Genomic DNA, 13,866 nt, shown 5'->3' with positions numbered 1-13,866 from the left:
GGAACCGCCGCCGTGAAAGTAGTGTCTTATCCATGGCCCCCTTTCGAAACAGCCGCGCCGCGTCGCTGCCCGCAAAACTGTCCCGTTCCTGGCTCCTGGCATCGGCAGCCGACGAAGCGAACTTTGCACCGGCGCTCGCGTCCGAGGCGGACTCCGTGGTGTTCGACATGGAAGACGCCGTCCCCGCGCCGGGCAAGGCCGAGGCCCGCGAACGAGTGGTCGAAGCACTGTCCACCGGCATGACCGCCTGGGTGCGCGTCAACGGCATCGAAACCGATTACTGGGCCGATGACCTCGCGGCGCTGTCCAAGGCCCCCGGCCTGCGCGGCGTCATGCTCGCCATGACGGAAAAGCCCGAGCAGGTCACCCACACCGCGATGCGCCTGCAGGCCGGCACCCCGGTGCTCGCCCTGGTGGAATCCGCGCTGGGCATCGAGAATGCGACGGCGATCGCTTCCGCCCCCGGCACCTTCCGCCTGGCCTTCGGTGTGGGCGACTTCCGCCGCGACACCGGCGCCTCCGACGATCCCATGGCGCTGGCCTACGCCCGCTCCAAGCTGGTGGTCGCGTCCCGCGTCGGCCAGCTGCCCGGCCCGATCGACGGCCCCACGGTGGGCGCCCTCGGCGAGAAGCTGCTGGAGGCCTGCAAGGTCACCCAGTCCATGGGCATGACCGGCAAGCTCTGCCTGCTGCCCGACGCCGCCGACTTCATCAACCATGGCCTCTCGCCGAGCGAATCCGAGGTCCTCTGGGCCCACGAACTGCTTGAGGCGCACGCTGCCGGCGCCGTCGTGGGTGACGGTTCCTACCTGCCCCGACTGGCCCGCGCGCAGAAGATCTCCTCGCTGGCGGACTCCTACGGTCTCTGGAACGCCTAGCCCTCGATCCGGGATAAAAAGTCCAGCACCCGTGCCGTGAGTGCGGGTGCTGCCGCTTCGTCGTAGCCGTCCAGGCTGATGTCGGCGAACAGGTGTGAGCTGCCCGGATAGAGGAACAGCTCGGCGTCGTCCGCTGACTCCGCCAGGTTCACGGCCGCATCCAGGTCGCCTTCCTTGGTGAAGACGGGGTCCTCGTCCATGCCGTGGATCTGCACGGGCACGCCGTCGGGCCAGGAATCGGCAAAGACTCCGAGCGGGACGCAGCCGCTGATCAGCACCGCGCCGCGGGCGCCGGGCCGGGTCTGCGCCAGCCGCTGCGCGCACAGCACGCCCAGTGAAAATCCGAGGTAGACCATGCCGGGCGGAAACCGGCCGGCAATCCGGACCCCGGCCTCCTCGATCTCCTCAAGCCCGAGCTCCTGCGCATAGGCCAGGCCGGCGTCGAGCCCGGCAAACGTGCGGCCCTCGAACAGGTCCGGAACGGTAACGGTGTGCCCGGCCTCCCGCAGCACGTCGGCAAAGGCATCCATGCCGGGAGTCAGGCCCTGGGCATGATGGAACAGCAGGACATTGGCCACGGCAACTCCTTAGCGTTCGACGAGGATGCCGTCGGCGTCGGCGTACAGCACGGCGCCGGGGCGGAACGCAACGCCGCCAAACGTCACCGTGACGTCCACTTCACCCGCGGATTCCTTGGCACTCTTGCGCGGATTCGAGCCCAGTGCCTTCACGCCCAGCGGCAGCTTTGCCAGGGCGGCACGGTCCCGGATCGCGCCGTTGATGACGACGCCGGCCCAGCCGTTGGCCACGGCCGCCTCGGCGATCATGTCGCCCATGAGCGCGGTGTGCAGCGACCCGCCGCCGTCGACCACCAGCACCGCGCCGTCGCCGGGCGAGTTCAGGATGCTTTTGACCAGTCCGTTGTCCTCGTTGCAGCGAATGGTGCGGACCGGGCCGCTGAACCCCGGGCTGCCGCCCAGGTCCTGGAACTGCAGGGGCACTGACGCCAGGTTCTCGCCGTGTTCGTCGTAGAGGTCTGCTGTGCTGATTTCCATGGCACCTACTGTGGCACAGGGCTCAGCGGGAGTGCTGGAGGGACGCCGCATGGGCCTTCAGGACTTCCACGACCTCGAGCAGTTCGGCCACCGATTCGGTGGTGGCGGCGCCTTTCTCCCGGGGCCAGCCCCCGGCCAGCCCCTCGTTGTAATACAGGCCGTCCCCGAGCAGCAGGATGGCGCGGGCGATGGCTGGGTTGCCGACCTCCTCGAGGATCAGCTGCATCCAGTTGCGGTGAATCCGCTCCAGCATGGCCGATGCCTCCGGGTCCGAGGCCTGCGCCAGCCGGACGACGCCGATCAAGGCGCGGTCCAGGGCGCTGTCCACGTAGACGGATTCCCGCACCAGGTACCGGGACGGGCCCTCGGGGTCGGTGCCCATGGCCTCAATGTCAGCGGCGGCCAGTTCCTCGAGGCGGGCGATCAGGGCAGCGGCCAGGGCTTCCTTGTTCTTGAAGTGATAGAGCAGGCCGCCCTTGGAGACACCGGCCAGCGCAACGACGGCGTCCATGGTGGCGCCGCGGGGACCTTCATTGATCAGCAACTCCTCATAGGCGGAGAGGATGCGGTCCCGGGTGGAAATGTGCTCAGGCATACGTTTACGCTACGCCATCCGATGCTGTACAGTCTAGACGGTACAGTAAACGGCCGGTGAGTCCTGCCGGCGCTGCCACCACCCCTCGACTTTCCCCTGACAAACCTGCGAAGGAGACAGCTGTGCCCGCGGTACAGGAAGCATCCCCCATTCAACGAGCCGGACGGCGTGAATGGCTGGGTCTGGCAGTGCTGATGCTGCCGGTGCTGCTGATTTCCGTCGACAACACGGTCCTGAGCTTCGCCATCCCGTCGCTGTCCCGCGCGCTCGCGCCCTCGGGCACCGAACTGCTGTGGATCGTGGACATCTACGCCCTGGTCCTCGCCGGCCTGCTGGTGCCCATGGGCGCCCTCGGTGACCGGATTGGCCGCCGCCGGCTGCTGCTGATCGGCTGCGCCGGCTTCGGGCTGGTTTCCGCTGCCGCCGCCTTCGTGCCCTCCGCCGAGGCCCTGATCGGTGCCCGCGCGCTGCTGGGACTCTTCGGTGCCATGCTGATGCCGGCCACGCTGTCCCTGATCCGGAACATCTTCACCGTTCCGTCCCAGCGGCGGATTGCCATTGCCGTCTGGGCGGCCGGATTCTCCGGCGGCGCCGCGCTGGGCCCCATCGTCGGCGGACTGCTGCTGGAACACTTCTGGTGGGGATCGGTGTTCCTGCTCTCCGTTCCGGTGCTCATTCCGCTGCTGGTCCTCGGCCCGATCCTGCTGCCCGAATCCCGCGACCCCCACCCGGGGCCGGTGGACCTGTGGAGCGTGCTGCTGGTCATGGCTGCCATGTTCCCGGTCGTGTACGGCATCAAGGCGATCTCGACGTCGGGAGTCGGCGTCGATTCACTGCTGCCGATCGCCGTCGGGCTGATGTTTGGCGTGCTCTTCGTCCGCCGCCAGCTGCGCCGCCTGCATCCCATGCTGGATGTGCGGCTTTTCCGCAACCCCACCTTCAGCGGCTCGATCGGCGCCAATCTGCTCAGTGTCTTCTCGCTGGTCGGGTTCATCTTCTTCCTCTCCCAGCACCTGCAGCTGGTCCTGGAGAAGTCTCCGCAGCAGGCGGGGCTGATCATGCTGCCGGGCCTGCTGCTGACCATCATCGCCGGACTGGCCGTGGTGCGGGTGGTCCGGCATATCCGCCCGGGCTACATCATTGCCGGCGGACTGCTCCTGAACGCCGTCGGCTACACCATCATCCTGGCCACCGGAGGCGACGGCGGCGTCGGCGGACTAATGGTTGCCTTTATGGTCCTGGGGCTTGGCGTGGGTGCTGCGGAGACCATTTCCAATGACCTGATTCTGTCCTCCGTGCCGCCCACCAAGGCCGGAGCGGCCTCGGCAATCTCCGAGACCGCCTACGAGGTGGGTGCGGTTCTGGGCACCGCGGTCCTGGGCAGCATCCTGACCGCGGGTTACCGGAACGGGGTTGTGCTGCCCGGGGGGCTGGCCCCCGCCGACGCCGCTGCAGCCTCCGAAACCCTCGGCGGCGCCGTCGAGGCAGCCCAGCGGCTGCCCGAGGGTTCTGCATCCGCGCTGCTGGAATCAGCCCGTGCGGCCTTCGACTCCGGCGTCACCACCACCTCCCTGATCGGCGTGGTCCTGATGCTGGTTGCCTCCGCCGGGGCCGTCGTGATGCTGCGCCGGGCTACCGCCGACAGCTAGCTCACTGCTGCTAACCGGACTCGCCGCGGTGCACGATGAGCACCGGGCAGAGGGCATGGGCCGCCAGCACCGAACTGACGGAGCCCAGCAGCAGCCCGGCAAAACCACCGTGGCCACGGTTTCCAACCACCAGCATCTCCGCGCCCCGGCTGGCTTCTATCAGCAGCAGCACCGGACTTCCCGCCAAAGGCGTCCTCACCAGGTCCTTCGGAACGTCGGTCCCGAAGGCATCCGCCAGCGCCTGATTGAGCACCTGTTCGGCCTCCACCTGCGGAGACCAGGTATCGGAGGCGACGGGAGCAGTCAGTGAAACGCTGGTTCCCCAGACGGTGACCACCTGGAGCGGGTTATCCAGCACGGCGGCCAGCCGGCGGGCCTTCCACAGCGCTTCAAGGGAGAGCTTGGAACCATCGACTCCCACGACAATGGGCTTACGGTCCTCATCATTTGTGCTCATTGCCTGTCCGTTCCTTCCGCGGGGCATTTCATCCAGAGCGCGACGGAGGCAGCTTCCCGTCGTGCTCCCTCCATCGTCCGCTCATCCATCCCCGCGATAAAGGCCGGGGGAGGGTGGCCGTAGCATCGTGCATATGTTTCGTGCCCATCGCCGCAGACCGGCCACCGCCATGACAACAGGCCTGCTGCTGGTCCTGGCCCTGCTTTCGGCCACCGGCCCCTTCGCGACGGACCTCTATCTCCCGTCCTTTCCGGTCATGACCGACGAGCTTGGCGCGTCGGCCACCGGAGTCCAGCTGACGCTCACCGCGTTCCTGCTCGGCATGGGAGCCGGCCAGCTGTTTTTCGGTCCGCTGTCGGACCGGTACGGCCGCTTCCGCCCCCTCCTGCTGGGCTCGGCAGGCTTTGTCGTGGCCTCCGCAATCTGCGCCCTGGCACCCACGCTGGCTGTCCTCATCGCCGGACGGCTGCTCCAGGGCCTGTGCGCTTCGGCCGGCGTGGTCATCGCGCGCGCCATGGTCGCCGACCTCACCACGGGCGCGACGTCGGCCCGCACCTTCAGCCTGCTCATGACCATTGGCGGGGTGGCGCCGGTCGTGGCTCCGACGGTCGGCGGGCTCCTGGCGGAATCCCTGGGCTGGCGCGGCGTGCTCTGGGTGCTGGCTGGGCTCGCCCTCGTCATGTTCGCCTGCGTGGTGTTTGTGCTTTCCGAAACCCAGCCCCCCGGCCACCGCAGCAGCGGACCGGTGCTGGCCGGTGTTTCCGCGGTGCTGCGCAACCGGAAATTCCTGGGCTACGCCGTCCTGTTTGCCAGCACCTTCGGCGTGCTCATGAGCTACATTTCGGCCTCCCCGTTTGTCTACCAGAACCTGATGGGACTCTCGGCATCCGCCTACGGGATAGTGTTCGGCATCAATGCCATGGGACTGGTGTCCGCCGGGTTCGTCTCTGCCCGGCTGGCCCGGCGCGTACCGCCGCGGACGACCGTTGCCGCCGCAGTTGCCGTCCTGCTCGGCATGTCGCTGGCGGTGCTGGCGCTGGCGGTTTTCGCGGCACCGCCCCTGCTGCTGGCCGTGCCCATCTTTTTCGCGGCCAGCTCGGTGGGCTTCATCATGGGCAACACCACCGCACTGGCCCTGGCCGAAGTTGGACTCGCCGCCGGAAGCGGATCCGCGGTTCTGGGCGGGGGACAGTTCCTCGCCGGAGCCCTGGTTTCGCCGCTGACGGGATTGGCGGGCGCGGAATCGGCGCTGCCGCTGGCGGTGATCATGAGCGTTTCCGCGCTCTTCGCAGCAGCGGCACTGGCCGCCACCCGCACGCGGCACCCGGCAGCTGGGTAGACTCGTAGGCCTATGCGAACCATGAATAAGTACCGAACCGTCATTGTCTGGCTCTTGATCATCGCGCTGCTGGGCAGCGTCAGCGTGGGCTTCCTCAACATGCTGTTCTAAGCCCGGTGGGGGTGGAACTTGAGCCGGGAAGTCCAGTCGGTCTAGGATACTAAGCATACTTACGCTTACTTCGGCGGCGGTGGAACGTCCGCTGCGGAAGACGCGTACCGCATGCAGAATGACCAGCCGAAAGTGGGAAACTCTATGACCAACGGCAGCTCGAACGACCAGTACACCTTCCAGAACCCGGTGGACCGCTTCCCGGTGATCACTCCGCCGAAGCAGGACCAGCCCGAGCCCGGCCTGGATGCCGACCTGGAGCCGAAAACGGACCGCGGCGAGGAATCCTACCGCGGCACCGGACGGCTGGAAGGCCGCAAGGCCCTCATTACCGGTGCCGACTCCGGCATCGGCGCGGCAGTGGCCATTGCGTACGCCAGGGAAGGCGCCGACGTCGCGCTGGCCTACCTGCCCGAGGAAGAGGAAGACGCGCGGGAAATCGTCCGCCTCGTCGAGGCCGCCGGCCGCAAGGCCGTGGCGCTGCCCGGCGACGTGCGCGACGCCGCCTACTGTGCCCAGTTGGTGACGGATGCCGTCGAGGCCCTGGGCGGGCTCGACATCCTGGTGAACAACGCGGGCAAGCAGGTTGCCGTGGACAACCTTGAAGACCTCTCCGACGAGCAGCTGGATGACACGTTCAAGACGAACATCTACGCGTTCTTCCGCATTACGAAGGCTGCACTGCCGCACCTGCCGGCCGGATCAAGCATCATCAACACCACCTCGATCCAGGCCTACAACCCCTCGCCGTTCCTGCTGGACTACGCCAGCACCAAGGCGGCCATCAACAACTTCACCAAGGGCCTGGCCCAGCAGCTGGCCCCCAAGGGCATCCGCGTCAACGCCGTGGCGCCGGGGCCGTTCTGGACGCCGCTGCAGGTATCCGACGGTCAGCCCAAGGACAAGCTGCCCGAGTTCGGCAAGGACACCCCGCTGGGCCGGGCCGGTCAGCCCACCGAGCTGGCTCCGGCCTACGTGTTCCTGGCGTCTCCCGAATCCAGCTATGTGATCGGTGAGACCCTGAACGTCAACGGCGGCACTCCCTCGCCGTAACGGGGCCGCTGGAACAAGCCCGGAAGACAGAACCGGCCCGCACCTTTCGAAGGTGCGGGCCGGTTCTGTCTTCCGGCGTTCTGTCTTCCGGAGTCAGGCTTTGCTAGCCGCGGGCGTCAGCGTCGCTGAAGTCGGCGCGGTCGATCCGGCGGTGGTAGCGCATGCCGGCCAGCCCGCCGATCAGGGCGCCAATAAGCGTGGCGGCCAGCGTGGCGGCGATGGCAATCCAGGTCACCGCAGTGGCTCCGTCAAGATCCTCGGGCAGCGGTGCGACGGTGTTCAGCTGGGTGATGCTGCGGATGTCGTCGCCGAAGATCAGTCCCAGCACCACCACAACCACTCCGGCGATCAGGGCCCACAGCCAGACCGCCAGGCCCTGCTTCAGGCCGTTGAAGCGGGCCATCCGGCCGGCCACGTAACCGCCGGCGCAGTACGCCAGCAGGAGGATAACCAGCAGGATGACGGTGCCGATGATCCCCGCGCTCTGGTTTGCCATCGCCTGGTCCAGGGACTGGCCGAGGTCATTGTCGGTGGAGAAGCCGACGGCGGCACCAATGGCGGCGGCCAGCGCCGACAGGAGGACCACCATGCCGGTGGCGGTCAGCCAGCCGAAGAAGGCAGCTCCGAACTTCATGCCGCCGAACCGCTCCTTCTCCAGTGCCAGCAGTGCCTCGCGGTTGGCTTTGCCCGGAAGGGCGGTGCGGCGGCCGGCGTCCCTGCTGTCTGCCGCCCGGTCGCTGTCCAGCCGGTCGCTGTCCGGATGGGACCCGCCGGTGGCGTCATAGTCCGAGTTGGGGTCTTTGGTGGCGCTCAGGGGCATGGCCCGGGTGCGGCCGTCGTCGTCGCCCTGGTTCGACTGCCCGGCCGACGGGTGCGCGGAAGCTCCCGCAGCGGTTGCCCCCGAGGCCGGAGAAGTCCCGGACGGATCCGTGCCGGCCGGCAGTACCTGCGTTTCGTCGGCCGCCGGGATCCGGCCGGAGCGATCCCGCAGCCGTCCGCCGTCGGGTCCCGTCGGGTTGCCGGCGTTTTCGGAGCCGTTGGCTGCTCCGGGTCGGCCGTTGTTGCCTGAGTCCGTGCTCATTTGTCTCTCCTGGTGCTGTTGGGTGCAGGGGTAACCGCTCTATAAGCAACCTTAGTATCGACTCGTGCGGCTTGGCGACTGCCGTGCCGAGCGTCTCGGATCAGGCTCCGCCCCGGAGCGGGCCCGACCGGCGGTGGAAGTTCCGGCGGGCGGAAGTCCGGGCGGATGGAAGACTGAGGGGATGGACCCCGACATTGTCATCACCGTCATCGCTGCCCTGGCCATCGCCGTGGGGTTGACCGGAATCGTTATTCCGGTCCTGCCGGGCAGCATCCTGATTATCGCCGCACTGCTCGGCTGGGCCCTGGGGCTGCAGAGCACCGCCGCATGGTGGACGTTCGGCGTGGGCGCCGCACTGGCCCTGGCGGGCCTGCTTTCCAGTGCGGTGCTGACCGGCCGCCGCCTGAAGCAGCGCAAAGTTCCCAACACCTCAGTCCTGGCCGGGGTGGTGGCGGGCGTCGTGGGGATGTTCGTTATCCCCGTGGTGGGGCTGATCGTCGGGTTCGCCGCGGGGCTGCTGCTGAGCGAGTTCCTGCGCCGCCGCAGCCTGCCCGAGGCCTGGTCGGCCAGCTACGCGGCGCTGAAGGCGATGGGCCTGGGCATCCTGCTGGAACTGGCCCTGGCCTTTGCCGCCGGCACCGTCTTTGTCGGCGGCACCTGGTGGCACTTCGCCGCCAAGTAGGCGGGAAAGCTCCGCCGGCTCAGCGCGAACGCACGAACTCGCCCAGCGCCGCCAGCTGATCCAGCCGGCACTGCGGCTTCAGATACATCATGTGCCCGGCCTCGTGATAGTGATGCGAGAACCGTGCCCGTGCCGCATCATCCAGGCGCATGTGCGCCCAGACGTATTCGGCGGCGAAATGGGGCGTGGCGCCGTCGTGGTAGCCGTAGTCCACATGCACCCGCAGATGCGCGTTGTGCGCCAGGAGCCGTTCGAGGGTTTCGGTGACATCCACCGGTACCCCTTCGAAGCTCTTGTAGCTCCACGGCTGGACCCGGCCGGTGAGGATTTCGTACGGCAGATCGTTCTCGTAGCCCAGTTCCGCCCGCACATAGTGGTTTACGGCTGCCGCATAGGGTCCGTTGATGGCGCGCAGGCTGGGGTCATCCCAGTTGGCCGAATCCTGCTGGTGCGCCGGCGGAGCGGTGAAACGGCCGTCGATGCGCCCGACCACCAGATTCTCCTGCCGGAGCAGCTCGGCGGAGAACTGCGCGTAGTCCCAGCGCAGATTGGTGCGGCGGATGAACCCCGGGTCCAGGGTGGTGATTTCGGCCAGCCGGCCGACGACGTCGTCGAACGCTTCGGAGCTCAGCCGTGCGCCCTGCGTCAGGGCGTAGCCGTACTCCCGGCCGGCGTAGTCCTCTGCCTCGCGCACCACGTCGGACAGCGTCCGGTCCCCGTGCCGGCCGTGGAAATGCGCTATCGCTGCGTAGGTGGGCAGGTGCAGCGCATACGGGGTGTCGCGGCCGGGCGCGAAATCCAGAGTGGCCATATTGAGCACGGTGGAGATCAGCCCCAGTCCGTTCACGGCCATGCCGTAGGCGTCGAACAGCCGGCCGGCGACGGCGACGGCGCGGAGCGTGCCGTATGACTCGCCCACCAAGTACTTGGGACTGAGCCAGCGGTTGTTGCGGGTGGTCCAGAGCCGGATGACTTCGGCCACCAGATCACGGTCCGCCTCGAAGCCGTGGAACTCCCCTGACTCGTTGCCGTCCACGACGCGCGAAAAGCCGGTGCTCACGGGATCGATCATCACCAGATCCGCATGCTGCAGCAGCGTTTCCGGGTTGTCCGTCAGCCCGAACGGGGGAGGGGTCAGCGATCCGGCGTCTCCGGAGTCCACCATCCGGGGCCCCAGCAGGCCCATGTGCAGCCAGACCGAGGAGGAGCCGGGGCCGCCGTTGAACGCGAAGACCACCGGCCTGCGGTTGGCCGCGGAATCCGCCTGATCAGCGGTGTAGGCCACGAGGAAAATCTCTGCCTTGGGCCGGAATCCGTCAGATTTCCCGTCCCGGGTCTCCTCCTGCCGCAGCACCATCCGCCCGGCGGTGGTTGTGTAGCCCAGGCCGGAGGGCAAGGTGTGGCTGCGGACAACAAAATCGTCGGTGGCCGCCTCGCCCGGGGAGGGCTGGTTGCCGGTGTCTTGGGGCTGCTCGTCTTGGGGCATTGGAGCAGTCTAGCCACGCCGCCGGCAGGAACCCGGAACGGTGGCCGGATTACGGGCCGGCGGACGCGGGAGCGGACGGCGCCTGCCGCACGGGCTAGGATTTCCGGGACGCCGCCCCTACCCGACAGGAAACACCATGACGGACAGCCCCGACCTCCTGGACCTCGACTCCCTCCTCACCGCCGAGGAACGGGAACTGCGCGCCGGTGTGCGGTCCTTCGTCGATACCGCAATTCGGCCCAACATAGCCCGCTGGTATGACGCCGCCGAGTTTCCGCTGGACATCGTGCCGCAGATGGCCGAACTGGGACTGCTTAGCATGCATCTGCAGGGTTATGGCTGCCCCGGACGAAGCGCCGTCGAATACGGGCTGGCGGCGCTGGAGCTGGAGGCCGGCGATTCCGGGCTGCGCACCTTCGTCTCCGTGCAGGGATCCCTGGCGATGGGCGCCATCTTCAAACACGGTTCCGAGGAGCAGAAAAATGAATGGCTGCCGCGGATGGCCGCCGGAACCGCCATCGGCTGTTTTGCGCTCACCGAGCCCGCCGCGGGATCCGATCCGGGGAACATGCTCACCCGTGCCCGGCGCGACGGCGACGACTGGATCCTCAACGGTTCCAAGCGCTGGATCGGGCTGGCCTCGGTGGCCGATGTGGCAGTGATCTGGGCAATGACGGACGACGGCGTCCGCGGCTTCGTGGTGCCCACCGACACCCCGGGGTTCACGGCTGCGCCCATCACGCAGAAACTGTCGATGCGCGCCTCCATCCAATGCGACATCGAGATTACGGATCTTCGCCTGCCCGGGGACGCGATGCTGCCCAAGGCCAAGGGGCTGCGCGGGCCCTTCGAATGCCTCAACGAAGCGCGGTACGGGATCATCTGGGGCGCGATGGGCGCTGCCCGGGACAGCTACGAGGCAGCCCTGGGCTACGCGCAGGAACGCCTGCAGTTCGAGAAGCCCTTGGCCGGGTACCAGCTCACGCAGGAAAAACTGGTGAACATGGCGCTGGAGATCAGCAAGGGAACACTTCTGGCCCTGCAGATCGGGCGGTTAAAGGATGCCGGCCGGCTGCAGAAGCATCAGATTTCCGCCGGCAAATTGAACAATTGCCGCGAAGCGATCGCCATCTGCCGCGAAGCCCGGACGATCCTGGGCGGCAACGGCATCACGTTGGACTATTCTCCGCTTCGTCACGCCAACAACCTGGAATCCGTGCGCACGTACGAAGGCACCGACGAGGTCCACCTGCTGATCCTGGGCCAGCACCTTACGGGCATTCCGGCATTCCGGTGATGCGCCGAATAACTGGAGGATGACAGGGGCAACCAAGCCGGCTGCTCTTCCGTGGGCGGTCATCCCGGATTAGTTTTGGCTGAAGTGCACCGGCTTGCCGGTCCCTCCCCAGAGACGCGGAACCGGGCGCTCCAACCCTCCCGGAGGTACAGATGTTTTTCCACAAGCAGGAGCTTCAGTTCAAATCCACGCCGGACCAGCCGGACGCCGTTTTTGCCCGCAAACTCCAGGAAGCCCTGGGCGGCCAGTACGGTGAAATCACCGTGGCCATGCAGTACGGGTTCCAGGGCTGGAACACGCATCTTCCCGGCAAATACCGTGATCTGCTGTTCGGCATTGGGGCGGAGGAAATGGGCCACGTGGAGATGCTGGCCATCATGATCGCCCAGCTGCTGGAAAAGGCGCCACTGGGCATCACCGACGACGCTGTGCAGAACGATCCCACGGTGGCGGCCGTAATAGGCGGCATGGATGTGCAGCACGCCATCGTGGCCGGTGCCGGCGCGCGGCCGGTGGACTCCAACGGCAACCCCTGGACGGGCGGCTACATTACCGCCAGCGGGAACCTGTTGGCGGACTTCACGTCCAACGCCAACATCGAAATGCAGGGCCGAATCGCCGTCGCCCGGCTTTACCACATGACCGATGACCACGGCGTGCGGGACCTGCTCTCGTTCCTGCTCGCCCGGGACACCATGCACCAGAATCAGTGGACCACCGCCGCCCTGGAGCTGCAGGCCGAGGGCCTGGAGCAGCTGCCGGTCCCGTCCAACTTCCCGCTGAGCAAGGAACACCGGGAGGTCTCCTACCAGTACCTGAACTTCTCCGACGGGCAGGCAGCGTCCCAGGGATCCTGGGCCTCCGGCCCGACACCGGACGGCCACGGCGAGTTCACCTACCACGACGGGCCGACGACGACGGCGCCCATGCCGCCGCCCACCCGGGTGGACGCCCGCTACTACGGAACCACGGACGTGCCGAACGTGGTCGAAAAGGCTGCGGGTGCCGCGCAGGACAAGATGAAGAAAGAGTAGCCGGAGCGGGCCTGCCTGCTGCGTGGTTTCGGCGGGCAGGCTGCTGCCGCTGTGTCGGCAGCCGCAAGAATACAAAGCTTGCTGATGACTTTGGTTCTGGGCTATTTTTTTGCCACCAGCCCCGCGGGTCCACCCGGGCCGTAAGACGGGACGCTTTCGGAGGTGCAGATTGTTCTTTCACAAGCAGGAGCTGCAGTTCAAGTCCACGCCGGACAAGCCTGACGCTGTTTACGCTCGCAAGCTTCAGGAGGTTCTGGGCGGCCAGTACGGTGAGATCACCGTGGCCATGCAGTACGGCTTCCAGGCCTGGAACTCCCACATCCCCGGCAAATACCGTGATCTGCTGTACGGGATCGGCGCCGAGGAAATGGGCCACGTGGAGATGCTGGCCATCATGATTGCCCAGCTGCTGGAAAAGGCGCCACTGGGAGTGACCGAGGATGCCGTGCAGAACGATCCCACGGTGGCGGCGGTGATCGGCGGCATGGATGTGCAGCACGCCATCGTTGCCGGTGCCGGCGCGCGGCCGGTGGACTCCAACGGCAACCCCTGGACGGGCGGCTACATCACCGCCAGTGGGAACCTGCTGGCGGATTTCACTGCCAACGCCAACGCGGAAATGCAGGGCCGCCTCGCCGTTGCCCGGCTCTATCACATGACCGATGACCACGGGGTCCGGGACATGCTCTCGTTCCTGCTCGCGCGGGACACCATGCACCAGAACCAGTGGATGGCGGCGGCGAAGGAACTGCAGGCCGAAGGCGCTGAGTCGCTGCCCGTGCCGTCCAACTTCCCGATCAAGAAGGAGGAACGGTCGGTGTCCTATCAGTACCTGAACTTCTCCGACGGGAAAGCTGCCGCCGAAGGGTCCTGGGCCTCCGGACCCACGCCGGACGGTCTGGGCGAGTTCAGCTACCACGACGGCCCGACGACGTCGGCACCCATGCCGCCGCCCACCCGGGTGGACGCCCGCTACTACGGCACCACCGACCTGCCGAACATTGTGGAGAAGATCGCCGGCAGCGTTCAGGACAAGCTGCACAGGGAATAGCATCATCCAGGTTCCGCGGCCGTCCTGCGGGGCGGTCGCGGACCGCGGCCGTCTGGAAGCAACAGTGTGGAAGCAGCGTGGACAAGGAGACGGAAGGG

At 67.2% G+C, this 13,866-nt stretch carries 14 protein-coding genes; 8 read left to right on the top strand and 6 right to left on the bottom strand.

What is annotated here, in order from left to right; all coding sequences use genetic code 11:
- Positions 1-32 precede the first annotated feature (32 nt).
- Complete coding sequence (locus QNN99_RS10045; protein ID WP_229966313.1) at positions 33-878, top strand: HpcH/HpaI aldolase/citrate lyase family protein; 846 nt, start codon at positions 33-35, stop codon at positions 876-878.
- Here the strand turns inward: QNN99_RS10045 and QNN99_RS10040 are convergent.
- The 3 genes from QNN99_RS10040 to QNN99_RS10030 are packed head-to-tail and all read right to left on the bottom strand — an operon-like array spanning position 875 to position 2,528.
- Positions 875-1,456: a dienelactone hydrolase family protein gene (locus tag QNN99_RS10040; RefSeq protein WP_229966312.1), complete on the bottom strand. Its 582-nt coding sequence runs from the start codon at positions 1,454-1,456 to the stop codon at positions 875-877. The two genes, QNN99_RS10045 and QNN99_RS10040, sit on opposite strands and share 4 nt — an antisense overlap.
- A gap of 9 nt (positions 1,457-1,465) precedes the next feature.
- The gene (gene rraA, locus QNN99_RS10035; protein ID WP_229966311.1) at positions 1,466-1,933 is read right to left on the bottom strand and encodes a ribonuclease E activity regulator RraA; all 468 of its coding nucleotides are present in this window, start codon (positions 1,931-1,933) and stop codon (positions 1,466-1,468) included.
- 22 nt (positions 1,934-1,955) lie between these two features.
- Positions 1,956-2,528 (bottom strand): TetR/AcrR family transcriptional regulator, encoded by a 573-nt coding sequence (locus QNN99_RS10030; protein WP_229966310.1) that lies wholly within the window; start codon positions 2,526-2,528, stop codon positions 1,956-1,958.
- Positions 2,529-2,650: 122 nt separating this feature from the next.
- Here QNN99_RS10030 and QNN99_RS10025 point away from each other — a divergent pair, with 122 nt between their 5' ends.
- Complete coding sequence (locus QNN99_RS10025) at positions 2,651-4,177, top strand: MFS transporter (protein ID WP_229966309.1); 1,527 nt, start codon at positions 2,651-2,653, stop codon at positions 4,175-4,177.
- Positions 4,178-4,187: 10 nt separating this feature from the next.
- On the opposite strand, the gene QNN99_RS10020 is transcribed toward QNN99_RS10025, so the two are convergent.
- Positions 4,188-4,634 (bottom strand): universal stress protein, encoded by a 447-nt coding sequence (locus tag QNN99_RS10020; RefSeq protein WP_229966308.1) that lies wholly within the window; start codon positions 4,632-4,634, stop codon positions 4,188-4,190.
- Between the two features lie 169 nt (positions 4,635-4,803).
- Between QNN99_RS10020 and QNN99_RS10015 the strand changes: the two genes are divergently transcribed.
- Together QNN99_RS10015 and QNN99_RS10010 are read left to right on the top strand one after the other, a co-directional pair.
- The gene (locus QNN99_RS10015; RefSeq protein ID WP_229966307.1) at positions 4,804-5,973 is read left to right on the top strand and encodes a multidrug effflux MFS transporter; all 1,170 of its coding nucleotides are present in this window, start codon (positions 4,804-4,806) and stop codon (positions 5,971-5,973) included.
- A 255-nt stretch (positions 5,974-6,228) separates the two neighbouring features.
- Entirely contained in the window at positions 6,229-7,137 is a 909-nt protein-coding gene (locus QNN99_RS10010) for an SDR family oxidoreductase (protein WP_229966306.1), read from the top strand.
- 103 nt (positions 7,138-7,240) lie between these two features.
- Here QNN99_RS10010 and QNN99_RS10005 read toward each other — a convergent pair whose 3' ends face one another.
- Complete coding sequence (locus QNN99_RS10005; protein ID WP_229966305.1) at positions 7,241-8,218, bottom strand: hypothetical protein; 978 nt, start codon at positions 8,216-8,218, stop codon at positions 7,241-7,243.
- 181 nt (positions 8,219-8,399) lie between these two features.
- Here QNN99_RS10005 and QNN99_RS10000 point away from each other — a divergent pair, with 181 nt between their 5' ends.
- The gene (locus tag QNN99_RS10000) at positions 8,400-8,900 is read left to right on the top strand and encodes a DUF456 domain-containing protein (RefSeq protein WP_229966304.1); all 501 of its coding nucleotides are present in this window, start codon (positions 8,400-8,402) and stop codon (positions 8,898-8,900) included.
- Positions 8,901-8,919: 19 nt separating this feature from the next.
- Here QNN99_RS10000 and QNN99_RS09995 read toward each other — a convergent pair whose 3' ends face one another.
- Entirely contained in the window at positions 8,920-10,386 is a 1,467-nt protein-coding gene (locus tag QNN99_RS09995; RefSeq protein WP_229966303.1) for a S10 family peptidase, read from the bottom strand.
- Positions 10,387-10,522: 136 nt separating this feature from the next.
- Here QNN99_RS09995 and QNN99_RS09990 point away from each other — a divergent pair, with 136 nt between their 5' ends.
- From QNN99_RS09990 to QNN99_RS09980, 3 genes are all read left to right on the top strand, one after another.
- Complete coding sequence (locus QNN99_RS09990; protein WP_229966302.1) at positions 10,523-11,683, top strand: acyl-CoA dehydrogenase family protein; 1,161 nt, start codon at positions 10,523-10,525, stop codon at positions 11,681-11,683.
- Positions 11,684-11,835: 152 nt separating this feature from the next.
- Positions 11,836-12,717 (top strand): manganese catalase, encoded by an 882-nt coding sequence (locus QNN99_RS09985; protein ID WP_229966301.1) that lies wholly within the window; start codon positions 11,836-11,838, stop codon positions 12,715-12,717.
- A 169-nt stretch (positions 12,718-12,886) separates the two neighbouring features.
- Positions 12,887-13,768, top strand: coding sequence for a manganese catalase (locus QNN99_RS09980; protein WP_229966300.1), 882 nt, complete (start codon positions 12,887-12,889; stop codon positions 13,766-13,768).
- The last annotated feature ends 98 nt before the right edge of the window (positions 13,769-13,866 follow it).

This window comes from Arthrobacter sp. zg.Y820 (assembly GCF_030125555.1).
GTDB lineage: Bacteria > Actinomycetota > Actinomycetes > Actinomycetales > Micrococcaceae > Arthrobacter_B.
Note: the sequence above shows the minus strand (reverse complement) of the source record. Positions and strands in the feature narration are given on the sequence as shown.